This window comes from Oceanococcus atlanticus, assembly GCF_002088235.1.
GTDB lineage: Bacteria > Pseudomonadota > Gammaproteobacteria > Nevskiales > Oceanococcaceae > Oceanococcus > Oceanococcus atlanticus.
In genome coordinates, this window is sequence record NZ_AQQV01000002.1 from 751,219 (window position 1) to 775,976 (window position 24,758).

Consider the following 24,758-nt stretch of genomic DNA (forward strand, 5'->3'; position numbering starts at 1 on the left):
GCCATGTCATTGGCCCGCCATGTAGCGAATCAGCGCGACATAATCATCTTCGCTGCAATCCATGCAGGCCCCAAGCGGCGGCATGCCGTTGTAGCCGTTGATGGTGTGCTCAACCAGCACATCCATGCCCTGCGCCATGCGTGGCGCCCACGCCGCAGTGTCACCCGCCATCGGCGCGCCAGTGCGTGACGAGGCATGACAGGCGCGGCAGGTCTGATCGTACAAACGGGCCAGCGCTGCGTCCTGCGGCGGTGGCGGCGCGGTCACCTGCGCCTTGCCGGTTGGAGCGCTGTTGCCACAGGCGCTGACGATCACGACAAGCGCGGCAACCACGGCGCTATTCCCCAAGCTCTTCTTCATCGTTTGTATGTCCTCTTGCAAAGGCGCATGGCGCGGCGCTGAACGCAGGTGCTTTCGCAAATTACATACTCAGGGTATGTTTATGTCAACACAGCCCGAAACCCGATTGAACACATGGCCGCACACTCTGTCGCGAAGACCAGCCGCAAGCCGCGCCCTGCCAAGCGCCGCCCACAAGCGCGCGGCTTGGCCACGCGCGAGCGCCTGCTCAGCGCCGCAGAGACACTGTTCATCGCCGAGGGCTATGACCCGGTTGGGGTTGAACGCATCGTCGCCGCCGCCGATGTGACCAAGGGCGCCTTCTATCACCACTTTGGCGACAAGCTGGCGATCTTTCGCGAAGTTTTCGAAGCGATCGACCAGGAAATGGCCGACCGCGTGCGCGCCCGCGCCCTGACCGCAGAAACGCCGTTGGGCATGGTTCAGCGCGGCGTGCGCAGCTGCTTCGAACTGTGCACCCAGCCGCGCTACGGGCGCTTCGTTTACATCACTGCGCCGCCGGTCATCGGCTGGACCGGCTGGTACGAAACCGACAACGCGATCTCGCGTGAAATCGTCATGGAAGGCCTGCAGAACGCGGTCGAACTGGGCGAACTCGCACCGCTGTCAGTGGCCTCTCTGACCACCCTGCTGATGGGCCTGGTGCTGCAGGGTGCCATCGCCGTGGTGAACTCCGACACACCGCAGCGGACAGCCCAGGAGCTGGCCGACGAAGCGGATCACATTTTGCTTGCACTTGCGGCACAGGCCCGATCGAGCTGACGGCCCGGCCCCTCATGAAAACCAGAGAATTCCGATGCGTTTGATCACTTTGCTGTTGCTCCCGCTTGCACTGTGGGCCACAACGACCGTAGCCCAGGACGACGATCTGGATTTTCTGTTCGCAGACACCCCGAGTACAGCGACACCGCGCCCTACACCCACACCGGCACCTAGCAGCGCCCAGCCTAAAGACGATCCCGACTTGCAGACCATCCCGGTGGATGCCTTGCGTTCACCTGAGCCGACGCCTGTTCGTGCACCGCAAGCCCGCGTAATTGAGGAAATCGTGGTCACCGCGCAAAAGCGCGAGCAATCCCTGCAGGACGTCCCCATTTCGGTCACCGCGGTGGATGGATCGTTCATCGAAATGACCAACGCATCAGATTTGGCCGATGTCTCGCTGTACGTACCCAATGTGCGGGTGGATGCCGATGATCTGGGCTCACCGCAGCTGTTCATTCGCGGGTTCGGCACCAACGCCTTCAACCCCAGCTTCGAAAGCTCGGTGGGTTTCGTGCAGGACGAAGTCTACTTCGGGCGTCCGGCCTATTTCACCGAATCCATGTTCGATGTCGAACGCGTCGAAGTGCTACGCGGCCCCCAGGGCACCCTATTCGGCAAGAACACCATCGCCGGTGTTTTCAATGTGACCAGCCGTGGTCCCAGCGAATTGTTCGAAGGCGATGCCCGCTACACCTACGGCCAGAACAATGCGCACCGAGTGGAAGCCGGGGTCGGCGGGATGTTCGCCGACTGGGGTGGTATTCGCATCTCCGGTCTTTACCGCGACGAGGACGGCGCCCTGTACAACCAGTTCCAGCAGCGTGATGAACAAGCCCTGGAACAGATGGCCGGCCGCATCAAACTGCGCCTGCTGCCCAGCGATGTGTTGAGCATCGACATCAGCGCACAGGTTTCCGACACCGAGGCACCGTTCTGGCCCTTTCAGCTGGCCGTCCTGGATGAAGGCACGCGCAATTTCCTCAACAGCTATGACTCGGATATCGAAGACGATCCCTACAACTTCCGTACCTCATTCAACACACCGGGCTTTATTGAAAAGGGCTCAGAAACACTCTCGGCCATCACCACTTGGGACACAGGCGATCTGTGGGGCCTGCAGGACAGCGCGCTAACGCTGGTGCTGGCAGGCTCTAAGCTGCATATCGACCAACTCAACGAGCTCGATGTCTCGCCTGCCGACATCTCGCGGCTGGACAACTTCGAGGATCACAAGCAGTTGTCTGGTGAGCTGCGCTTTTCAGCGCGTGCTGACAGCCTGTTTGGTTGGGGAGGCGATATTGACCTGGTTGCCGGCGCGTTCTGGTACGACTCCGAATACACCTTGCTGGCACGCATACACGCCGGTTCCGACATCGGTTCGTTTGTGCTTACCGAAGATGCCCTACAGCTGATCAGTGGCTCCGGCGGTTTTGGTCTGCTGGCCGGACTGCCCGGCATCCCGCTGCTGGGCAACATTCTTGGCCCGATCATAGGCGAGGACTTCTACCAGCTGGATTACGACCAGGGTGTCTCCTCGCTGGCTTTCTTCGGCCAGATGACCTGGTATCTGACCGAGCGCATTGCGATCACACCCGGCATTCGCATCAACAGCGAAGAAAAAAATGTGGATTCCGCTGGGACCCAACAATGCACCCTGGATTCGCTGGGTTTGCCGGTGTGCATCATGGCGGCTCTTCTGGGCGCTGAAAACTATGAGCAGCGTGGTCTGCAGCGCAAGGAATCCGATGTTTCGCCCAAGCTGGTTGTGCAATATTTCAGCGATAACGACATCAATCTGTTTGCCTCCTATGCCCGCGGTTACAAGAGCGGCGGCTTCAATTCCCTGTCTTATAACGGCGAAGATCTGGAGTTCGAACCGGAGAATGCAGAAACGTTCGAGTTGGGCATTAAAGCCACCTTGTTCGACCGCACGTTGCGCCTCAACGCCACGCTCTACGAGACCCGCTTCGACAATCTTCAGGTGCTGGCTTTCAACGGCCTTTTCTTCGACGTAAGTAACGCTGCCTCGGCCCGCTCACGCGGGCTGGAAGCAGACTTCATGTGGTTCACACCGTTCGAACCACTGCAGATCATGGGATCGGTCGGCCTGCTCGATGCGACCTACGACGACTATCAAGGCGCACCGGCCCCGGTGCGCGACGACGAGGGCAATCTGCAACTCGACGAGACCCAGGACCTGAGCGGTAAACGCATCGCCTTTGCACCACGCACCACGGCAACCCTGACGCCGATGCTGACCTTCCCGTTATGGGGTCTGGTCGGAAATCTGGCGGTTGACGTGCTGCATCAAGGCGAGCAGTACACCGACACCGACCTGGATCCCAACACGCGGGTCGAGGCTTACACCATGTATGCCGCACGCCTGACCCTGGCCAACGAACGCGACAGCTGGAGTCTGACGCTGGGCGCCAGCAACCTGACCGACGAACGTGTTCTCAATCAGGTCACCGATGCCACCTTTTTCCCCGGCAGCTACTTCGCCCAGCAAGCCAACGGGCGTGAATGGTTTGCCACTTTCAGCATGCGTTTTGGCGACTAGGCGCATCCAACGCCACCAACAAAAAACACCATCACGCTGTCATCAAATGACCATATGAGGTCCTGAAATGACCGGCTGAGGCGACATAGAGCGCCTTATAATCGGGACACAAGCGGCCCGCAAAATCTGCTGATTTCGCCACCCACGCGTTCGCCCCTCGCCCAAAGACTCCGTGTCGGGCCGGGTCGACGACGGCGGCGCACAGCGGCACAAAATCCCGAGAACGGGACCGCCACACATCCCATAAAGTCGGGGAGACATCATGCGCGGTATTTTTAGCCTCATCCTGATCGCCTGCTTGAGCGCCTGCCAAAGTGGCGGACGCGAAAGCACACGCGCGACACCGCAAGCCGGCGAAACATTGAGCGCCGAACTGCGACGCAGCGACTACGGGATTGTGCACGTCAAAGCCAATGATTACGCCAGCCTGGGCTATGGCTATGCCTACGCCTTTGCCGAGGACAATCTGTGCCTGATGGCCGACAGCTATGTCACGGTCAATGGCGAACGCAGCAAGTACTTTGGCCCGGAAGCCAGCTGGACCTTCACCGGCAACGGCACGACCAACAACAACCTGAACTCGGATTTCTTCTTCAAACTGATAATCGCCCAGCAACGGATTGAGGAGCTGCTGGCCTTGCCACCACCCCAAGGTCCGCTGCCGGCGGTTCGTGAACTGGTCCGCGGTTACGTGGCCGGTTACAACCGCTACCTGCGCGACACCAGAATCGAAAACCTGCCCGACCCCAGCTGCCGTGGCGCGCAATGGGTCCGCGAAATCCGTGAGATTGATGTCTACCGGCGCTTCTACCAGCTGGCCATGCTGGCCTCATCAGGTGTTGCCATCAATGGCATTGGCAGCGCCCAGCCCCCGATCGCCGGACTGATCCCCAGCATCCTGCCCTCGGCGCAGGAGATCGCAACGCAGCTGCAAAGCCGCTGGGAAGGCATCCAGATCGGCAGCAACGCCATCGCGCTGGGTGGTGAAGCTACCGACAGCGGCCGCGGCATGGTGCTGGGCAACCCGCATTTCCCGTGGGACGGCGCAGAGCGTTTTCATCAGGCTCATCTGACCATTCCCGGCAAGCTGGATGTGACCGGCGTGAGCCTGTTTGGGGTACCGCTGATTCTGATTGGCTACAACAAGGACCTGGCCTGGAGCCATACGGTTTCCAGCGCCTGGCGCTTTACCCCTTATCAGCTGACCCTGGTACCGGGCGCGCCGACCACCTACCTGGTTGATGGCCGCCCGGAGCAGATGACGCCCTGGGATCTGGAGGTTGAAAGCCGGCAAGCCGACGGCCAGATCAGCACCGTTAGTCGCACCCTGTACACCACCCGATGGGGGCCGGTGTTCAACGAAATCCTCGGTTTACCGCTGTTCCCATGGCTGCCCGTGCAGGCATATGCACTGGCCGATGCCAATGCGGCCAATTTCCGCTACGTCAATCACTTCCTGGAAACCAATCAGGCCAGTTCAAGTCGCGAGTTGCTGGACATCCTCAAACGCAATCAAGGCGTGCCGTGGGTCAACACACTGGCCAGTGACCGACATGGCGAAGCACTGTACGCAGACATCTCGGTCACGCCCAACGTACCCGATGCCATGGCCTTGACCTGCGCCGGCGTACTCGGACTTGTCACCCAGCCATTGCTGGGTCTGCCGGTGCTGGACGGTTCTCGCAGCAACTGCGCATGGCGAAACGATGACGACGCGGTCCAAGCCGGCACCCTGGGGCCCGCCAACATGCCCTATCTGCTCCGTACCGACTACGTTACCAATTCCAATGACAGCCACTGGCTGTCCAATCCACAACAGCCCCTGGAGGGGTATGCACGCATCATCGGCGATGAACGCCGAGCTCGCCGTATGCGCACCCGCTCCGGCCTGGTCATGGTCGAATCGCATCTGTACGACCAGGGCCAGACCTTCAGCCGTCAGCAGATGCAGGATCTGCTGTTCAACAATCGTCAGCACGCGGCCCATCTGTGGCTGGATGATCTGATTCCATTCTGCCGCCTGACCCCCGTGCTGATTGGCCTGGGTGACCCGGTCTTGACCGGCGAAGCCTGCGATGTGCTGGAAGCCTGGGACCGCAGCGACAATCTGGACAGCCCCGGAGCGGTGCTGTTCCGGCGCTTTGCCGAGAATCTCTATATCGCGGCCGTACCCTCGGGCACCTCAGCCTCGCAGCTTGAGTTCCTGGATGTGTGGACCCGGCCTTTCAACGTCAATGACCCGGTGCATACACCCAGCGGGCTGAATGTGCTCAACCCGCATGTCGCTCTCGCTCTGGGCAGTGCCATCAGCGATCTCAACGCTGCCGGCTTCGCACTCAACGCTACGCTGCGTCAGGCGCAGACCGAAGCACGCGGCGAGGAGCGCATCCCCATTCACGGCGGCCCCGGCGCAATGGGTGTATTCAACGCCATCACCAACCCGTGGGTCGCAGGTGAGGGTTACAGCGATGTGGTGCACGGCTCCAGCTTTATCCAGGTGGTCAGCTTTGATGGCGACGATTGCCCCGATGCGCGCACCATCCTGACCTACTCGCAAAGTACCAATCCCGAATCCCCGCACTATGCCGACCAGACCCGGCTCTATGCCGAAAGCGGCTGGGTCGAGGCCCAGTTCTGCGAAAGCGAGATTCGCAGCCGGGTGACACGTACACAAACCATCAGCGAAACCGCGCCTTGAAGCAGCGTGCTGGATTCCTGCAGCCAATGCTGTACAAATAAGTCATAGGGGGTGTCAGGCCTCGCGCCTGGCAGCCCGCATAAAAATGACAACGTTGGAGACCCATCATGCAGATCCATGCACGCCATCGTGTGCTCGCCGTGTGCGCAGCAGCGGCTATTCTGAGCTCCGCCTGCCAAGGCGGTCGCAACGATCAAGGCCCCTCACAGCCTCCGGCTGACAGCCAAAGCATCTTTCTGAACATCGCGCCAGCCGGTTCCAACGGCAACTCCGCTGGCGGAGCGGGGGCACCGGTACCCGGCGTACCCACCCTGGCCTTCCCCGACAACTACCGTGACCAGCTTGACCTGTACGGCAATCTGGCCTACGCCGAGCAGGGCCTGAGCGCCCACAGCTGCGTTGCGCCCAACAGCATCGACGAGCATCAGGCGCGCTCATCCGAAGCCTGCAACTACTTCAAACCGGCTGGCCTGCGCCCGCTCGAAGGCACGGTGGTGTCCACGCTCGAACTCACCGCACCCAACGGCAAAACCGTAACCATCGAGCGCGACGGCTGGGGCGTACCCTACGTTCTGGGCGAGGATCGTGACTCAGCGCAGTACGGGTTGGGCTATGCCTCAGCCCAGGATCGGCTGTGGCTGTGGGATTTGTTACGTGACGTCGGCCGCGGCCAGGCTTCGAAGAAACTCGGCCCATCGCAAACCACCTTCGACCTGGATCTGGAATTCGGCGTCCCCGGGGGCTACAGCGAGGCTGAATTGCAACGCATCGTCGACACCACCGTGGCCAAGATCGGCGCGCTGGGGCCGATCTTCCTCAACGACACCGAGCAGTTTGTCGCCGGCATGAACGCCTATCTCGACTTTCTGCAAACCCCAGCCGGTCTGGCTGAGGTCCCGCCCGAGTACGCCACCCTGGGGCTGACGGTACCGCCGCTGTTCCCGCCGCGCCCATTTACCGTTACCGATATTGTGGCCAATGCCGTGCTGATCCAGGCCGCTCTGGGTCTGGGCGGCGGAGGCGAGGCCAGGAACCTGCAATTGCTGCAGAAACTGGATAACAGCATCGCACCCGGCACCACCACCCTGCCCAAGGCAGCCTGTGAGTTCTGGCGCGATGTCCGCCACGCGCAAGACCCGGAAACCACCTATTCGACCCCACGCGAATTCGACACCCAGTCACCGCCTAGCGTCAGCGAGGACTGCCCGCAGGCCCTGCCCGCAGGCGTTGCGATCTGGGATGGCGGCAGCCTCACGGCGCGCGAGTTCCTGCGCCGCGACAGCGGCCTGCCCCTGCCGCTGGTTGACCTCGGTGCTGTCCCACTGGTCAGCGACTTGCTCGCGCCTCTGCTCGCCCCTCTGCTCGAACCGTTGCCAGATCAGGAATCCATCGAAGTGCCACTGGACGGCGGCGGCGGCCTGACCCGCAAAGACAAGACAAACGATTGGCACGCTCCGCAAGGCCTGCCCCAACCCGCATCACTGCTAGCCAGCACCGATCCCAGCGCCGTTCGTGAGCGCCTTGCCCCACTGGGCCTGCCCCAGGCCACCTCCAACTGGATTCTGGCCGCCGGCAGCCAGACCCAGTCGGGCCGGCCGATCATGGTCGGCGGGCCGCAGACCGGCTACTTCCAACCGCAACTGCTCTGGGAAGCCGCCGTGGTTTCGACTGGCGGCACCGATCTGGACATTGCCGCACGCGGCATCTCGACCGTTAACCTGCCCTACATCACCATCGGCCGCGGCCGCGACTTCGCCTGGTCACCGACCTCGGCCAGCTCCGACTTCACCGACATCCGCGTCTCCAAACTGTGCAATCAGGATGGCAGCCCGGCCAGTCGTGAGGACGGCGACGGTGACGGCTTCCCCGACGCTGACGGCTATCTGTTCAAGGCGCAGTGCGTGCGCCTGTACCGCCGCACCGACCAATGGACCGCAACGCCCACCCCGGCCAGCATCGCACTGGGCGGCCCGACCTCCAGCGAAAACATCAGCCGCTTCATCCTGCGTACCCACTATGGCCCGGTCCTGGCCACCGCCACTGTGAACGGCGAGCCGGTGGTGATTTCCACCCAGCGCTCGACCTTCATGGCCGATGTTGATGCGGCGATTCCGTTCGCGCTGATGACCAGCAATGGCGAAAGCATGACCAGCGAACGTTTCTACGAGCTGTTCAACAGCATGACCAGCACCTTCAACTGGGCTTATGTGGATGCACGCGACATCGGCTTTATTCAGAGCGGCCTGTATCCGCAGCGCCACCCGGAACACCATCCGGAACTGCCCGTGTGGGGTGATGGCCGTTTCGAATGGGTCGCCGATCAGAACCTGGATAGCGATTTCTTCGCCCAGTACGGTGGTGACGATGCCGAGGGTGGCCTGAGTTACCCGACGCGCGCCTTTCCGCAGCAGCAAAACAGTGTCAGCGGCCGTCCGGGCTATTTTGAATGGCCCGGCTATCTCAGCCTTGAGGCCCATATCCACGACACCAATCCGGCCCATGGCTATCTGGCCAACTGGAACAACAACGGAGCGCCGGGCTGGTGGGCCGCCGACACCAAGAGCGACTATGGCCCCAGCCACCGCGTCAACCTGCTCAGCGCACGTCTGGATGCTTTCGCCGAATCGGGGCGCAAGCACGATATCGCCAGCATGATCGAGATCATGGGCGATGCTGCGTACACCGATTTGCGTGGCCAGGATCTACTGCCGCTGCTGATCCAGATGCTGCAAACCGACAGCCTCAGCGATGAAGAGCAAAGCATCGTCGATCTGCTCAGCGCTTGGCGCGATGACGGCTCGCAGCAGTGGATCAGCGGTGAGCCCGGCCTCGGCGCCATGCGTCGCGATCGCGACCAGGACGGTGCCTATGACCATCGCGCGGCGGTGGTCTTTATGGACGCCTGGTACCAGCGTCTGATCGACACCATGTTGCCGCAGCTGACGGCGGTGGAAGGACCGGTCATCCAGGGTCGCTATGATGCACCGGGGCCGGTCGGCTCGGCCTATCAGGGCGGCTGGTTCCAATTCATGGTGCGGGTGCTCAAGACTGCCCTGAATCTGCCCCGTCAGGATTACAAAGTGCTGCGCTGTGCCGCGTCCGAACAAGCCGCCGATTGCCGTCAGGCGGTGGCCACAGCGCTGCAGCAAGCGCTGGAGGATTTGGGCGGTCTGGCCAATCAGGCCAACTGGGATGGCACCCAGCTGTATGACGGCGTGACGGTCGAAGACAACGATGCGGTGGAAGCCACCTCATTCGCGCTGATCCCGACCCCACCCATTCACTGGACCAACCGACCGACCTTCCAGCAGGTGGTGGAAGTGCTGGACTGATGCATCAGCGGATGGTGCCGCCACGCCGCGGCACCATCCGACAAGACCGGCCTAACCGGTCCAGCGCAGATCCAGCTGGCGCGCCGCGCGCACATCATCCAGACGCCGCACCGGCTGGGTATACGGCGCACCCTTGACCTTGTCGATATCGGCCTTGGCCTCATCCCAGATCGCCACCATGGCCTCGACGAAGGCATCCAGCGTGGCCTGATCTTCCGACTCGGTCGGCTCGATCAGCAGGCACTCGGGCACCAGCAGCGGGAAGTAGATGGTCGGGGCGTGATAGCCGTAGTCGAGCAGGCGCTTGGCCATATCGGTGGCGGTGAACTCGAGCTCCTGCTTCTGCTTCTTCAGCGTCACAATGAACTCATGGGTCGCACGCCGCCCATCAAAAGCCAGATCGAAACCTTTGTCTTTCAGACGCGCCATCAGGTAGTTGGCATTCAAGGTGGCGAACTCGGCCACCCGGGTCATGCCATCCGGCCCCAGCATCAGGGCATAGACATAGGCGCGCAGCAGCACCCCGGCGTTGCCCATAAACGCAGACAGACGACCGATGCTTTGCGGCAGGTCGTTTTCATCCAGCCAGCGATACTGATCGCCATCCTTGCCCACCACCGGAATCGGCATGAACGGACGCAGGCGCTCGGACACACCCACCGCACCAGAGCCCGGACCACCGCCGCCGTGCGGCGTGGAGAAGGTCTTGTGCAGGTTCATGTGGATGACATCAAAACCCATGTCGCCCGGGCGCACCTTGCCAAGAATCGCGTTGAGGTTGGCGCCGTCGTAGTACAGCAGGCCGCCTGCCTCGTGAACCTTCTTGGCGATGATTTCGATCTTGCGCTCGAACACGCCCAGGGTCGACGGATTGGTCAGCATGATGCCGGCCGTCTTCGGACCCAGCGCCGCTTCCAGCGCTTCAAGATCCACGTCGCCGTTCTTGTCCGTGGGGATCTCGCGCACCGTGCAACCGCACTGGATCGCGGTGGCCGGGTTGGTGCCGTGGGCCGCATCGGGCACCAGAATCTCGGTGCGCTCGGTATCACCACGCGACAGGTGGTAGGCACGGATCATGGCGACGCCGGCAAACTCACCCTGGGCGCCGGCCATCGGGGTCAGCGAAACCCCTTTCATGCCGGTGACTGACTTCAGGATTTCCTGCAGATCGTACATGCAGGCCAGATAACCCTGGCTGTGATCCTGTGTTGCCAGCGGGTGGCGGGCCAGAAACTCCGGCAGCATGGCCAGCGTGTTGCAGGCCCGCGGGTTGTATTTCATCGTGCAGCTACCCAGCGGGTAGAAATGCGTGTCGATGGAGAAATTTTTCTGCGACAGGCGGGTGTAATGACGCACCACCTGCATCTCCGAAACTTCCGGCAGCCCGGGGGTGTCCTGACGCAGGAACTCGGCCGGAATGGCGGTCGGCGCGGCGGCCTCCACCGGAGCCTGTGCGGCGGCGCGACGGCCCGGCGAGGACAGTTCAAAAATCAGCGCTTCACTCATGATCAAGCTCCCAGTACAGCTTTGAGTTCGTCGACATAACGGGCGATGTCGGCGTCGCTCTTGGTTTCGGTTACGCACACCAGCAGGGCGTCGCCCAAGTCCGGGTAATGCGCGCGCAAATCCAGGCCGGCCAGGATGTCGCGCTTGGACAGGGCATCGATCACTTCAGCAGCCGGCTTGGGCAAGCGAATCACCGCCTCATGGAAACCGGCACCGCTGAACACGGCTTCAACGCCGTCGATGCTGGTCAGGGCATCCACCAGCTTGCGCGTGTTGTGCCAGCAGGCTGACGCGACACGACGCAAACCTTCCGCGCCGAGCAGAGACATGTGAATGGTTGACGCGGTCACCACCAGGCCTTGATTGGTGCAGATATTCGAGGTCGCCTTGGCACGCCGGATGTGCTGCTCGCGCGCCTGCAGGGTCAGGGTGTAGCCGACCTTGCCTTCCAGATCGACCGTGCGCCCGACAATGCGCCCCGGCATCTGCCGCACGTGTTGCTGTTTGCAACACATGAACCCGTAGTACGGCCCGCCCGAAGACAGCGGTGCACCCAGCGGCTGGCCGTCGCCACACACGATGTCCGCGCCCTGCGCACCCCACTGCCCGGGCGCCTTGAGCAGCGCCAGCGCCACCGGATTGACCACACCGATGACCAGCGCACCCTGGGCGTGCGCCCAGTCGGTCAGCTGATCCACCGCTTCCAGCTGGCCGAAGAAATTGGGCTGCGGAATCACCAGCGAGGAGATCGCCTGACCTTCGTAGGCTTTGAGACTCTCAAGCAAGGTCGTGCCGGTGCTGCTATCAAAGTCGATGCTGATGAACTCGAAACCCTGCGCATCACAGATCGCCTTGGCACAAGCGCGGTAGTACGGATGCACCGAAGCCGGCATCAGCACCCGATGTTCTTTGACCTTGCGATTGGCCCGCGCGGCCATCAGCACCGCTTCGGCCAGGCCGGAAGCCCCGTCGTACAGCGAAGCATTGGACACGTCCATGCCGGTCAGGCTGCACATCATGGTCTGATATTCGTAAATCAGCTGCAGCGTGCCCTGGCTGGCTTCCGCCTGATACGGGGTATAGGCCGAATAGAATTCACCACGGGTTGCGATCTGCCACACCGCAGCCGGAATATGGTGCTCATAGGCACCCGCACCGATGAAGCACAGCGGTTGACCGTCGGTCTCAGCACGCTCGTGCATCAGGCGCGAGACTTCCATCTCGGAGCGGCGCGCCGGAATGTTGTCAAAAGATTCGACCTTGAGATTCTCGGGAATCTCGTCAAACAGGTCCTCGATGCTGTTGGCACCGATCGCGGCCAGCATGCGGCTGACCTCGGCTTCCGTATGCGGAATGAAAGGCATATCTGCGTCTCGCTGAAACCGGCCCTGAGTCCTTAGGACGGGGCCGGTGAAATTACTGTTCGGACTTGAGGAAGTCGGCGTAACCGTCCGCGCCCATCAGGCCGTCCAGCTCGCCGGCATCGGCAGGCTTGAGCTTGAAAATCCAGCCTTCGCCATAGGGATCGTCATTCAGGGTTTCCGGCGCATCCGCCAGTGTCTCGTTGCCGCCGATCACATCGCCAGCAACCGGGGCATAGACGTCGGAGGCGGCCTTGACCGACTCAACCACCGCAGCGGCATCGCCCGAACCAAAGCTCTGGCCGGCTTCCGGGGTTTCCACGAACACCAGATCACCCAGCGCTTCCTGAGCGTGATCGGTGATGCCGATGGTCAGGCTGCCGTCGGCTTCGAGGCGAATCCATTCGTGAGATTTGGTGTACTTCAGTTCTGCGGGAATCTGGCTCATGACGAGGCCTCCGGTAGATCAATCAGGATTTTTCCATTGCGCACGAACGGGGCTTTGACCACCCGCGCCGGCACGTTCTTGTTGCGAATCTGAATCTCAACCCGGTCGAAATCGCCCCGGGGAATGCGCGCCAGCGCGATCGACACGCCGGCCGTGGGTGAGAAGCCGCCGCTGGTCACCTCGCCAGGGCCAGCCGGGGTGTCCACCACCTGATGCGCGCGCATGATGCCGCGCCCTTCCAGCACCAGCCCCACAAAACGCGGCAGCTGGCCCGCGGCCTTCTGTTGTTCAAGGGCCTTGCGCCCCACGAAATCGCGTGCCTCGGGTTCCCAGGCCACGGTCCAGCCCAGCCCGGCCTGCAGCGGCGTGATGGTTTCATCCATGTCCTGGCCGTACAGGTTCATACCCGCTTCCATGCGCAGCGTGTCACGCGCGCCGAGACCGCACGGCGCGACGCCCGCGGTCACCAGTGTATCCCACAGGGCCGGCAAATCGTCGACCGGCAGGATGCATTCAAAACCATCTTCTCCGGTGTAGCCGGTGCGTCCGATCAGGCCCTGGCCATCTCCCACGCACTCAAACACACCCAGTTCGGCCGCCGGGGCGCGATAAGCCTGGGGCAGCAGCGGCAGCGCTTTTTCACGTGCATCGGGGCCTTGTACCGCGATGATGCCCAGATCGCGCCGCACCTTGATGTCAACGGCGAACCCCTGGCTGCGCGCCTGCATCCAGGCCACGTCCTTGTCGGCCGTGCCGGCATTGACCACCACGCGGTAAAAGCCATTCAGGACATATACGATGAGGTCATCGACCACCCCGCCCTGCTCATTCAGCATGCACGAGTAGAGCGCCTTGCCGGCGGCCACACGCGCCACATCGTTGGCCAGGAGATACTGCAGAAAGGCTAGCGCCTGGTCGCCGGACACATCGACCGCGCACATGTGCGAAACATCGAACATCCCGGCATCACGCCGCACGGCATGGTGCTCTTCGACCTGCGAGCCATAATGCAGGGGCATATCCCAGCCGGCGAAGTCGACCAGCTTGGCGCCGGCCTGCTGGTGTTTCTGATAAAGAGGCGTTGTCTGAGCCACGGCGTATCTCACCTGAATCGGTTGAATGATCGCCGCCCCTCTGTCCTATAACCTGAGAGTTAAGCCCCTTCGGTGGGTGATCACAGATCACCGCTCTCCAGAGTCAGCCGAATTCGCGCACGCGGTCCATGGGCCTGAGCGATTCCGGGCGGATTTGCGCCTTCGGCGGCAACGCATCAGGCGCTGCACTCTCCCACGTTTGCGACAATTCGGCCGAAACCGAATCGAGCTGAGGGCGGATTATAGCCTTTGCGCTAATGCACTGTCATCGTGGCGTCGATGCCGGCCTGTGCTGCTTGCGATAGTCGCGCGGGGATTGTCCGAACCACTGACGAAACGCCGCGGTAAAGGAGCTTTGCTCGGCATACCCCAGTAGCAGCGCAACTTCTAAAATGGACAGCGTGGTGCGCTCCAGATAATGCTGGCTGAGCTGACGTCGCACCTGACTGACCAGTTCGGAGAACTGCGCGCCTTCCTGTTGCAGGCGACGCCGCAAGGTGCGCTCGCTGACATGCAGCTCGGCGGCCACGCTGCTCAGCGCCGGCGCCCGCACCGGCAGCAGGCGCTGGATATGGGCGATCACCTGCGCCGTTACATCACGTCCTTCGCGAATACGCCCCAATGCAATCTGGGCGTGATTTTCCATCAGCGCATGCATTTCCTCATCACGCTGAAGCAATGGCATTTGCAGAGCCTGAAGCGGACCAGACAGACTGTTGGTTGGCGCGGCGAAACGCACCGGACAATCGAAAAACCGGATGTACTCATCCAGCTGCGGCGGCGCCTGGTGGCGAAAACTGATAGCCAACCCATCGTGGCCGTGTCGTCCGGCAATCCAGCGCCCGAAGCTCAACCAGCCACCGACGATAACCTCGTTGAACGCGCGCAGATCATGCTGTTCCGGCAAACCCGATGCCCAACTCACGCAAACGCGCCCGTCGCGGCACTCGACCTTTGTCCGTCCACCGTCGTAAACCAGCGCTTCGTAACGCGGAATCATGCACAGCGCGTCGCCCAGGGTTGAACAACTCATGGCCGCATAACCCAGGGCATTGAAGGTCCCCGGCCGGACGTTCTCGGCCATGTGGATGCCTATCATGCTGTCACCCGTGAGCCGTTCGGCCAGCACAAAAAGTTTGAGCAACACGCCAACCGGCAGACGCGCGCTGCCCGGATCCAGCTGCTCTGCAGTGAGGCCACTCTCTCGCAGCAATTGATCCCTGTCCGCGCCCTGCTGCTCCGCCGTATCGAGCAAACAGGCAATGTAAGAGGCCGCCACGCTGTACGAGGTGAGCGCCTGGGGTGAGGTCTGTGTTGCGGGCTTATCCATATATGTATTGGTGATGCCATGTGCAGTGGACAATCGTCTCCCGAGAGTGCCCACAGCACAGATCATAGCGCCACAAGCATCGACATCATGGCAAGCACGCATCTGGCCACTGCGGCAAAATTCCTGACCGCATCGCACAAGACCCACTGCCTTGGCGCGCCCTAAGCTGGTCTGCTTGTCCACTTCAAGCTCTACGTATGGCAGACCAATGGGCCGCTTCGGCACAAGCCGCGCACAGCATTTTGCGCGACAGCGCCACATTTCAGTGGTACGTGATCCCACTGTTCGTGATGGTGATCTACATGTATTCACAGCAATGGCACGCCGGGCGCTGGTCGATCATTCTCGGCGGTCTGGCGTTCTGGCTGATGGACTGGTTCAACGAGCTCTGGAACGGCCTGATCTTTCATTTCAGCAACTTCGCGCCGGCCTGGGGCGCCCCCGCCGACACCGCCTATCTGCTGCTTATCGGCCTGAACATCGAGATCAGCCTGATGTTTGCGGTGCTGGGCCTGGCCGCCATGCTGACCCTGCCCAAAGACCCCAAAGCCAGAATTCTGGGCCTGAACAACCGCCTGGTCTGGGCGGCCGGCAATTCGGCGCTGTCGGTGCTGACCGAGATCTGGCTCAACCACATTGGTGCACTGGTCTGGGAATGGCGCTACTGGAGCGCATCCTTCCCATGGCTGATTTTTCTGTTTGGTTATATGCCGTTCTATCTCGTCGGCGCTTGGGTGCATGACATGCGCTCGCGCACCCATCAAATCATCACGGTCAGCAGCCTTGCCGGTGTGGTCGGCAGCGGCCTGCTGGTGTTTGGCGTGATACTCGGCTGGCTGTAAGGAGACCTCATGGCAAAGCAAATTTTTCTGGCCGTGTTGGCCTGCAGTCTGGCCGCGTGCCAGGGCGGCCGCACCGCAACTCCGGAACATAGCAGCACCTACCAACCGCTACCGCTCGGTCCGGATGCTCCGTTCGTTGAACGGGTTGATCATGATGCCGAACTGGACAATTGCGTCCTGTACATAGGAACCATGGGCATTCCTGACCCGCTACAGGTTGATTTTTTGCCCGATATCGGTGGCCCGCTGCTTGATCTGGTGTCGCCACCACCGGCCGACTTTCCGGAACAGATATACCTGCGTACTGACACCGAAACATTCAATCGCAAGTACCAGTTTGTCCTGCATGAAGGCAACGTCTGGTACAAGCACAACACGGCGGTTACAGGTGTCGAAGACGATTGGACCCAGGTCTATATGCCCAATTGCCTGGCCGGCACCCTGATCGGTATCTCCGCCGATGATGATGAACTCATCGCAATTCGCAAGAACGGCGATATCTACGGCCTAGACAACGTCCTCAAGGACCCGTTGCTGTTCAACTGGACCTCGCGCTGGGGCACGCCGGTGTGGCTGGGTACTGGCTACCACATCCAGGAAGACTATCTGTCCTGGAGCTGGACCGTCATCTCCAACAGCGAAGACAAAAACTGGACCGACACCGCTGGAAACCTGCATCGGGTGGGCGACGGTAAGGTGTCGCATATCTGGATGCTGCGTAACGGCGGCCAACGTTACGGCTACATCGACCCCTGGCTGGCCAAGGACGAAAGTTACGAAGCCTGCGGACCACTACGTGGCCGTTTCAAAGGCATCAATCTGAATTCCAGTGGCTCCACCCTGATCACCATCAATCGCTATGGCGACATCTTCACCCGCCACTACGATTTTGACCTTGCCGGCGTCAATGAAGTTTTTTTCCAATACGCTTTCGAAGATCAAAGCGAAGTCCGCAACCCCAAGATTCAGTTGCCGTCCTTCGAGTGGGTCCAGCAACCCAAAGTGCCGGGCCAAATCACCCACATCATCAGCATCCACAAGGTCGGGGAAAACATGCAGCACCGGGTGATGCGCATCGAAGGCCTCAACCAGGCCGGTGAGACCGGTTACTGGGAGAAAGAAGTCGAGGAGATGACAACTGCGGCCTGGCAATTCGTTGCCACCGGCAACCCTCTGCGCGGCACTCTGCTCGACAACCGCCCGGGCGACACCAGCATGCTCGACATCGGCGACAACGAAGACCAGCATTTTGCCCGCAACCTGACGGCGCTCCCCGCGCTGAATCCGGCCGACAGCCTGGAGACGGATGCTGACTGGGCCGCCGAAATGACCGACTTCAATTTCTACTGTTCACCCACCACGTTGCGCATTCACACCAGCGTGGATGAACACATGGATCTGACCCTGCACGTGGTCGATGTCATTCGCCAAACCCCGCGCGAACGCGGTCTTGACGACAATCCGCGCAAGTTCCGCGGCAACATCGAAATTCCCGACGCGCTGCTGGCCATGCGCGATGAACTGTCGCCGCGCCAGCGTGCTTTCATCGACCTGTACCTTGATGGCGACAAGTTCACCGATGTGCGCATGAGCGGCGTGTCGGATAGCATCACGCTCACCCCTTCAGGCCGCATGAACGGCTTTTCCTGGACCTTTGAGCGCACCCCAAACGGCGAGGCCGAAATGGCCCCCTGAACCCGCCCCAGCAGACGCGATGGCCAAGGCCGTCGCGTCGTTCTGCGCGCGGCATTTTTCCTGGCGCGGAGCCTGGTCACTCAATCGACAGGCGCTGGGCCTGGATCTGCTGCGGGCGCCGCTCAATGTGTTCTACGCACCGCTGTGGGTGCTGTTGCAGATCAGCGCGCAACTGCTGGCCTGGCTGGGCCTGCAGCGCACCGCCCGCATCGTGCGCGAGTTACCCTCTGGCCTGGCCACCCGGGTACAGCAGCGGGTTCGTCAGGCGATCACCGATGAGCTGATCAGGCCTCGATGGGGCAACACGCTGGATACCAGCCAACAACGCATCGTGGCGCTCAATCTGATGCGCTACCAGGCAGCACGCAACGCGATGGCTGACATCAGCGCCAACCTGGCCGTGCTGGTCAGCGGCATGTTGCTGTTTCGTCAATTCACGCCCGGCGGCCTGAGCCTGGGTCAGCACACTGGTGATGCCCTGACCCAGCATTGGGCAATCAGCCATTTCTGGGCCGGCGAAAGCCTCGGCCGTCTCTGGTATGGCTGGTTTCCGGTGGATACCCCGCTGTGGCTTAGCTTCACGGCGATTGCCCTGGTCATGGTCATGATCGCGCTGACCGCGGCACTGTCCGGTCTGCTGATGGACCCTGTGCAGCATGCGCTGGGCTGGCACCGACGCCGGCTCAACCGCCTGCTCAATGCCATCGACAAAGATTTGCAGACCCAACAGGCGCACCACTACCAGCCGCGCGAACCGTTCTGGGCGCGCGCTTTCGACGCCCTGGACTGGTTACGTCTCTAGCGCTGCACGCTTGCGCCGGGCGCGTGTTGCTGACCACCCAGGGCGTAGGCCATGAATTCGGCCTTCATCCGCTGCTGCCGATCCACCAGACCCAGACCGGCGGCACGCAAACGCATTAACTCTGCGCTGCGCGCCCCGAACAGTGCATCCAGGCCATCAATCAGCCCCAGCGCCGGCAACACCTGACGACGCCGCTGACGCGCATACCGCTGCAGCGCGGCATCGATCGCACGCGGCGCACGCAGCCGGCGTGGTGTATCCAGCGCCGTGATCAGCGCGGCGGCATCTTCAAACCCCAGATTCATACCCAGACCAGCCAGCGGGTGCACCACATGCGCGGCGTCGCCAACCAGCGCCACCTGATCCTGGGCATAGGCGGTGGCATGCTGAAGCCGCAACGGAAAACTGACTCGCCGACTGCGCAAGGCAAAGCGCTGATCGCCGACCGCATGCGCCAGCTCCTGGCAGAATGCCTCATCACTAAGGCCGCAAAGACGCTGTGCTTCGGCCTGCTCAACCGACCAGACAATCGACACCTGTTCATGCGGCAACGGCAACAGGCCCAGCGGCCCGCGCGGGGTAAACACCTGACGCGCGCAGTCGGAAAAAGCAGGCTGGGCATCGAGCACCGCAACCACCCCACTTTGCGCGTAATCGCGGGTTTCGATACCAATGCCACTGGCCGCTCGCACGCGCGAATCGCGACCATCGGCGCCGACCACCACGCTGGCCTCCAGCACCTGACCATTGGCGCAGTGCAGGCGACTGCCCTGTGTATCGGGTATCAGCTGCTGCAGCTTGCTGTCGGCATATCGCGTAATCCCCGCATGATGCGCAACAGCCTGATCCAGTCCCCACTGCAACACACGCACCTCGATGATCTGACCGAGGCTCTCACGGCCCAGAGAAGCCGCATCAAAATCGATTTCGCCCTTGCCGTCTGCATCCCACACATGCATACGCTGGTACGGCTGGATACGCGCAGCTAACGCTTCCGGCCAGGCGTGGGCCTGCTCGAACAGCGCGCGCGAACCCGGCGAAAGCGCAACCACACGCAAATCGTACTCGCCGTCGGGCGGCGCATTGCCAAGCTCGGGCGTGGCATCCAGCAAGGCCACTGAAAAACCACGCTCAGCGGCCAGCAGTGCCGTCAGCGCACCCACCGGCCCGGCGCCGACCACGGCAAGATCATGGCGTTGGCTGCTCATGCGGACAGCGCCGTCGCAAGGTCTGCGCGCACGCTCAGCGCAGGCTGAGCAAGCAGACCATAGCGCTGCATCTTGTCGTGCAAACGCGCACTTACATTGACCAGAATCAGACGCTGTTCACGCCCGCCCAGGTCACGCGCAATCGATTCCAAATTCATCATCGCAGTGGTGTCGAGCATGGAGACATCGGCCAGATCCAGAATCACCGTGTGAACCTCGCGGTCGACGGTGGAAATCACTTTGAGCGCCTTGTGTGCGGCACCAAAGAAGAGTGGCCCGTTGATGTCGTATATGACCACACCGCGCGGCTGATCCTGGTCATGCACATGCACGCTGCTGCCGATCTGCCGAGCGCCAGTCAACTCGATCATGCGACGCATGAACAGCAAGGAGGCCAGCACCACCCCGGCCGCCACGGCCACCTGCATGTCGATCAGCACGGTCAGACTGAAACAGGTGAAAAACACGGCCGCATCGGCGCGCGGCGCACGCCGCACAATGCGCAAGGCGTGGTGCGCCTCGCTCATGTTCCAGGCCACCATCAAGAGCACCGCAGCCATCGCGGCCATCGGGATCAGGGACAGCCACGGCGCCAGCAGCAGCATAGCCAGCAACACCGACACGGCATGGGTGATGGCCGCCACCGGTGTGGTGGCGCCGGAGCGCACATTGGTTGCGGTGCGTGCGATCGCCGCCGTGGCCGGAATGCCACCGAAGAACGCCACCGCAATATTGCCGGCACCCTGGCCGATCAGCTCGCTGTCCGGATTGTGCTGTGAACCGGTCATGCCATCCGCCACCAGCGCGCACAGCAAGGACTCCAGCGCACCCAGCAAAGCAATGGCAAAGGCCGGGCCAAGCAACTCGCGGATCAGGCTCAGATTCACGTTCAGCGGTTGACCGTCTGCGCCAGGCAAATGCCAGGGCAGCAGCACATGCGGGGCGATGGCGGGAATACCAGCGATGACCTGACCGTCGCGCTCGAAACTGAAGCGGGTGGCGATGGTTTCGACATCCGGCAGGCTCTCCGCCGCATTGAAACCCGCCGCCAGCGAGGTGCCGATCAGCAGCGCCACCAGATACGACGGCACCCGGGTTTTGACCCGCCGCCACAGCACCAGCACCGCAAACGTCAGCGCGCCGATCAGAAGCTCCTGCCAGCGCAAAGTCGGCAAGGCGATCAGCATCTGCCACAGCTTGTCGACAAAATGCAGCGCCTCGCCGGATGGGCTCAGCCCAAGAAAATCCTTCAATTGCAGGGTGGCGATGACCACCCCGATGCCGGAGGTGAAGCCGACCACCACGGGGTAAGGAATCAGCTGGATCAAACCGCCCAGCCGCAGCAGACCGAACGCCATCATGATCACACCCGCCATGGCACCGGCCAGCAACAACCCGGCCAGCCCGTAGTGCTGCACCACCGGCAACAGGACCACCACAAAGGCCGCCGTGGGACCGGAAATGTTGACCCTTGAACCACCCAGCAACGCGATCAGCAGACCTCCCACGATGGCGGTGTAAAGACCGTGCTGTGGCGCCACGCCACTGGCAATGGCCAGCCCCATGGACAGCGGCAAGGCCACGATACCCACGGTGATGCCGGCCACGATATTGGCCGGCAGTGTGCTGATCAGGCTGCCCTCGCGCCAGGCCTCACGTAAGGCAGCGGCGATCATGCCTGGGCCATGAGCGCTTCGATATCGTCCACGGATTTGGGCACGTCGCGGGTCAGCACATCGGCCTCGGCCTCGGTCACCAGCACATCGTCCTCGATGCGAATGCCGATGTTGGCGAATTCCTCGCTCACGCCGGGGCTACCGGCCGACAGATACAGGCCAGGCTCAATGGTCAGAACCATGCCCGGCTCCAACGCACGCCAGCGCCGGTTGACCCGATAGTTGCCCACATCATGAACATCCATGCCCAGCCAGTGACCGGTCTTGTGCATGAAGAACTCGGTGTACTTCTGGGTTTCGATCAAATCCTGAACATTGCCCTTGAGCAGGCCGAGATCAACCAGCCCCTGGGTCAGTATGGGCACCACCACCTCGTGCGGCGCCATCCAGCTGGCGTCTTTGCGCACCGCCTCGATTGCGGCGATCTGCGACTCCAGCACGATGTCGTAAACCGCCCGCTGAGCCGCACTGAAATGCCCGTTGACCGGAAAGGTACGGGTGATGTCGGCGCAGTAACCTTCGAACTCGGCACCGGCATCAATCAGGCACAGATCACCATCAGCCAGCGGCTGGGCATTCTCGACATAGTGCAGCACACAGGCATTGGCGCCCCCGCCAACAATGCTGCCGTAGGCGCATTCCATGCCATGACGCTCGAAGTCGTGATGCAATTCGGCACCAAGCTGATACTCGTACATACCAGGGCTGACACGCTGCATGGCCCGCACATGCGCAGCGGCCGAAACCTGGGCGGCATAGCGCATCATGGCCACCTCAGCCGGCGACTTGCGCAGGCGCTGCTCGTGCAGGATCGCGCCGATCTGATGAACCTGAGTCGGTGCCTGAACGCCGGTGCGCACCATCGCCCGCACCGCGCCAAGCCAGCGCTGCAGGCTGACATCATTGGCCTGCTTCCAGCCACTGGTGAAGTGCACCACTTCACGGTCCTTGAGCAGATCCGGCATCTTGCTGTCGAGATCGGCGATGACTTCAGCCCGGTCTGCGCCATAGCGCGCCACGCAACCTTCCGGCCCGGCCCGATAGCCGTCCCACTGCTCGCGCGCCTTGTCACGTGGACGACAGAACATGACGAACTCGCCGTCGGCATGCCCCGGCGCCAGAACCGCCCAGGCGTCCGGCTCCGGAAAGCCCGTGAGGTAGCGGAAATCCGAATCCTGACGAAAACGGTAGTGCACATCGCTGTTGCGCGTCTGCTCGGTCGCGGCAGGAATGATGGCCACGCCATCAGGCCCGATGGCATCCATCAGGGCGCGCCGGCGCCGAGCAAATTCGTCAGCGCTGATGTGGGCCTCAGCCGGCCTGGGGATGTAGTTCGACATAGAGCGTCTGTGCTGCCACTTTGAGATATTCCACGATTTCGGTGTAGGCCTCTTCGGCTTCGCCGTCTTCGTCCTCTTCCACGCTGATCTTGCAGATCTCCATCAGGTCGCGCAGAAGTTCCTTGACCTCATCCGAGGCCTTTTCCTTGTCCAGTTCGCCGGCACTGCCCACACCAAACATCAGTCCGGCGCTCCAGTCCGCCAGTGCGGCCACCCGCTCAGTCAGCGGGGCGTTGTCCGGCGGCAACACCGGCTGAAAACTGCAGGCCGGGTCTTCCAGATCGCCGCGCACCTGAGCGGCATAATCGAGCAAAGCCGCCCAGGCGGGCGTGTTGCGGTTGACCTCATCCAGCGCCAGATCGTCCGGCAGCTGGGTATGACGGCACCACATACCGGCAATCTGACCATGGAATCCAGCCGGGCTGGTGGTCGATTCGACTTCGGTCAGCCAATCGGCGAGTGCGTTGTAAGTCTGTTCATGCATATCTGCATTATCCCATGCCACCGCAGCAGGCACCATCAAGACGACCCTGCTGTCGGTGTTAAGCGACAGCCGCAAAGCCCCAACACCACGCCTTCGTGCGGGGCTCCTTAGTTCGATTGTTGCCGTTCAGCAACAGATTGCCGACAGGCAGCGGGGCAAACCCAGCCCCGCGCCGATCAAAGATCAATAACCCATTGTTTTATATGTGGTTTTAAAAACTGGCACAGGGATTGTTGTAGTGCAACTGCGAGCGGGACACTCCCCCAACGCCCCTCGCAAACCATTTGCTATCTAAGGAGAGAAGCATGAACAAGGTACGTCACACTGCACTGGCTCTGACCTCCGCTGCCCTGCTGGGCCTGGCCGGCACGGCCATCGCCGAGTCCCAGACCCCTTACACCGATCTCGACCGCAACGGCGACGGCAAGATTTCCAAGACCGAAGCCGGCGCTGACAACGAGCTGTCCAAGCAGTTCGAACAGATCGACACCGACGGCAACGGCGTTCTGGAATGGGGCGAGTTCGCCCGTTTCGAATCGGAAGGTGAAATGTCCGATCAGCCGGCGACCGACATGAACACCCAGCCGCTGGGTGAAACCACGCCGCAATAAAACGCAGCGCACGCCGCACCGCGCCCGGCTTCGGCCGGGCGCTTTTTTATGCGCCGGGAGCGCTCAGGGCATGGCCAGCGCTTGCGTATCACCGGCTGTCATCAGCTGACAGCGGCTCAAGCTCAGCTCGGCGGGTGCTATAGAAAATTGGAACGGTGCCAGTCGCTCAAGCGCACGCATCCCCAGTATGGGCCGGGTGCCGCTGGGGAATACCGCGCTTTCGACGTCATGTAACCAGCACGACTCACCCAGGCGCAACGCCTTGATCCGGTAGATCGGCACTTTGCGCACCGACTCGTCGGCCATGCGCGCGCCGATGTTGCGATCGAATTGGGCCTCGTCACGCGCCAGCAACTCATCCAGCATATCCTGCGGGATCACCATGAAGCTGGAACCGGTGTCGACCAGCAGCGAGAACGACTCGCTGCCCGCAAACGCCGCGTTGAGGTAAAACGTCCCGGTGGATTGACGCTGCATCGCCACGCTGTGCATGGGCGAGTGCGCCGTCGTTTGTGGCTGCGCCTGCGCCGCAGTGCTCAGCATCAGCAGCGCGAATGTGACAAATCGCAAGTACAAATCAGACCCTCCAGTCCATTCAGCCGGCTGCATCACCGGCACCTGTGTGCAGTCTAGGCAGGGCTGAGAG

19 protein-coding genes and 2 riboswitches are annotated in these 24,758 nt (G+C 61.9%); of the genes, 8 read left to right on the plus strand and 11 right to left on the minus strand.

The window, feature by feature from the left end; genetic code table 11:
* Positions 1-6: 6 nt before the first annotated feature.
* Positions 7-360 (minus strand): c-type cytochrome, encoded by a 354-nt coding sequence (locus ATO7_RS10585; RefSeq protein ID WP_083561691.1) that lies wholly within the window; start codon positions 358-360, stop codon positions 7-9.
* 114 nt (positions 361-474) lie between these two features.
* Here ATO7_RS10585 and ATO7_RS10590 point away from each other — a divergent pair, with 114 nt between their 5' ends.
* The 4 genes from ATO7_RS10590 to ATO7_RS10605 all read left to right on the plus strand — a co-directional run bounded on the left by ATO7_RS10590 (position 475) and on the right by ATO7_RS10605 (position 9,715).
* On the plus strand, positions 475-1,122 hold the full coding sequence (locus ATO7_RS10590) for a TetR/AcrR family transcriptional regulator (RefSeq protein ID WP_083561692.1): 648 nt from the start codon (positions 475-477) through the stop codon (positions 1,120-1,122).
* Positions 1,123-1,156: 34 nt separating this feature from the next.
* A complete protein-coding gene (locus ATO7_RS10595) occupies positions 1,157-3,685 on the plus strand; it encodes a TonB-dependent receptor (RefSeq protein ID WP_083561693.1) in 2,529 nt (842 codons plus the stop codon).
* 262 nt (positions 3,686-3,947) lie between these two features.
* Positions 3,948-6,383 (plus strand): penicillin acylase family protein, encoded by a 2,436-nt coding sequence (locus ATO7_RS10600; RefSeq protein WP_083561694.1) that lies wholly within the window; start codon positions 3,948-3,950, stop codon positions 6,381-6,383.
* Between the two features lie 107 nt (positions 6,384-6,490).
* Positions 6,491-9,715, plus strand: coding sequence for a penicillin acylase family protein (locus ATO7_RS10605; RefSeq protein ID WP_083561695.1), 3,225 nt, complete (start codon positions 6,491-6,493; stop codon positions 9,713-9,715).
* 51 nt (positions 9,716-9,766) lie between these two features.
* Here ATO7_RS10605 and gcvPB read toward each other — a convergent pair whose 3' ends face one another.
* The 5 genes from gcvPB to ATO7_RS10630 form a co-directional block, all read right to left on the minus strand.
* A complete protein-coding gene (gene gcvPB / locus ATO7_RS10610) occupies positions 9,767-11,221 on the minus strand; it encodes an aminomethyl-transferring glycine dehydrogenase subunit GcvPB (RefSeq protein ID WP_083561696.1) in 1,455 nt (484 codons plus the stop codon).
* 2 nt (positions 11,222-11,223) lie between these two features.
* Entirely contained in the window at positions 11,224-12,585 is a 1,362-nt protein-coding gene (gene gcvPA, locus ATO7_RS10615; protein ID WP_083561697.1) for an aminomethyl-transferring glycine dehydrogenase subunit GcvPA, read from the minus strand.
* 52 nt (positions 12,586-12,637) lie between these two features.
* A complete protein-coding gene (gene gcvH, locus ATO7_RS10620) occupies positions 12,638-13,030 on the minus strand; it encodes a glycine cleavage system protein GcvH (protein WP_083561698.1) in 393 nt (130 codons plus the stop codon).
* Positions 13,027-14,124: a glycine cleavage system aminomethyltransferase GcvT gene (gcvT, locus tag ATO7_RS10625; protein ID WP_083561699.1), complete on the minus strand. Its 1,098-nt coding sequence runs from the start codon at positions 14,122-14,124 to the stop codon at positions 13,027-13,029. The genes gcvH and gcvT overlap by 4 nt, the downstream gene beginning before the upstream one ends.
* 30 nt (positions 14,125-14,154) lie before the next feature.
* Positions 14,155-14,235, minus strand: a riboswitch (glycine riboswitch).
* Between the two features lies 1 nt (position 14,236).
* A riboswitch (glycine riboswitch) is annotated at positions 14,237-14,330 on the minus strand.
* 59 nt (positions 14,331-14,389) lie between these two features.
* Positions 14,390-15,454 carry an AraC family transcriptional regulator gene (locus ATO7_RS10630; RefSeq protein ID WP_158523161.1) on the minus strand — a complete coding sequence of 355 codons (1,065 nt, stop codon included), beginning with the start codon at positions 15,452-15,454 and terminating at the stop codon, positions 14,390-14,392.
* 197 nt (positions 15,455-15,651) lie between these two features.
* Between ATO7_RS10630 and ATO7_RS10635 the strand changes: the two genes are divergently transcribed.
* From ATO7_RS10635 to ATO7_RS10645, 3 genes are read left to right on the plus strand one after another with little or no spacing between them, the layout of a single operon-like run.
* The gene (locus tag ATO7_RS10635) at positions 15,652-16,296 is read left to right on the plus strand and encodes a hypothetical protein (protein WP_083561701.1); all 645 of its coding nucleotides are present in this window, start codon (positions 15,652-15,654) and stop codon (positions 16,294-16,296) included.
* A 9-nt stretch (positions 16,297-16,305) separates the two neighbouring features.
* Positions 16,306-17,991 (plus strand): hypothetical protein, encoded by a 1,686-nt coding sequence (locus ATO7_RS10640; RefSeq protein ID WP_083561702.1) that lies wholly within the window; start codon positions 16,306-16,308, stop codon positions 17,989-17,991.
* 19 nt (positions 17,992-18,010) lie between these two features.
* Positions 18,011-18,793: a DUF6635 family protein gene (locus ATO7_RS10645; protein ID WP_083561703.1), complete on the plus strand. Its 783-nt coding sequence runs from the start codon at positions 18,011-18,013 to the stop codon at positions 18,791-18,793.
* Here ATO7_RS10645 and ATO7_RS10650 read toward each other — a convergent pair.
* The 4 genes from ATO7_RS10650 to ATO7_RS10665 are packed head-to-tail and all read right to left on the minus strand — an operon-like array spanning position 18,790 to position 23,501.
* Positions 18,790-20,001: an FAD-dependent monooxygenase gene (locus ATO7_RS10650; RefSeq protein ID WP_083561704.1), complete on the minus strand. Its 1,212-nt coding sequence runs from the start codon at positions 19,999-20,001 to the stop codon at positions 18,790-18,792. The genes ATO7_RS10645 and ATO7_RS10650 overlap by 4 nt on opposite strands.
* The gene (gene dauA, locus ATO7_RS10655) at positions 19,998-21,677 is read right to left on the minus strand and encodes a C4-dicarboxylic acid transporter DauA (protein WP_083561705.1); all 1,680 of its coding nucleotides are present in this window, start codon (positions 21,675-21,677) and stop codon (positions 19,998-20,000) included. The genes ATO7_RS10650 and dauA overlap by 4 nt, the downstream gene beginning before the upstream one ends.
* A complete protein-coding gene (pepP, locus tag ATO7_RS10660; protein ID WP_083561706.1) occupies positions 21,674-23,017 on the minus strand; it encodes a Xaa-Pro aminopeptidase in 1,344 nt (447 codons plus the stop codon). The genes dauA and pepP overlap by 4 nt, the downstream gene beginning before the upstream one ends.
* A complete protein-coding gene (locus ATO7_RS10665) occupies positions 22,989-23,501 on the minus strand; it encodes a UPF0149 family protein (RefSeq protein ID WP_158523162.1) in 513 nt (170 codons plus the stop codon). The genes pepP and ATO7_RS10665 overlap by 29 nt, the downstream gene beginning before the upstream one ends.
* A 305-nt stretch (positions 23,502-23,806) precedes the next feature.
* Here ATO7_RS10665 and ATO7_RS10670 point away from each other — a divergent pair, with 305 nt between their 5' ends.
* Entirely contained in the window at positions 23,807-24,112 is a 306-nt protein-coding gene (locus ATO7_RS10670) for an EF-hand domain-containing protein (protein ID WP_083561708.1), read from the plus strand.
* A 63-nt stretch (positions 24,113-24,175) separates the two neighbouring features.
* Here the strand turns inward: ATO7_RS10670 and ATO7_RS10675 are convergent, their stop codons facing one another.
* Positions 24,176-24,688 (minus strand): retropepsin-like aspartic protease family protein, encoded by a 513-nt coding sequence (locus ATO7_RS10675; RefSeq protein WP_158523163.1) that lies wholly within the window; start codon positions 24,686-24,688, stop codon positions 24,176-24,178.
* Positions 24,689-24,758 lie beyond the last annotated feature (70 nt).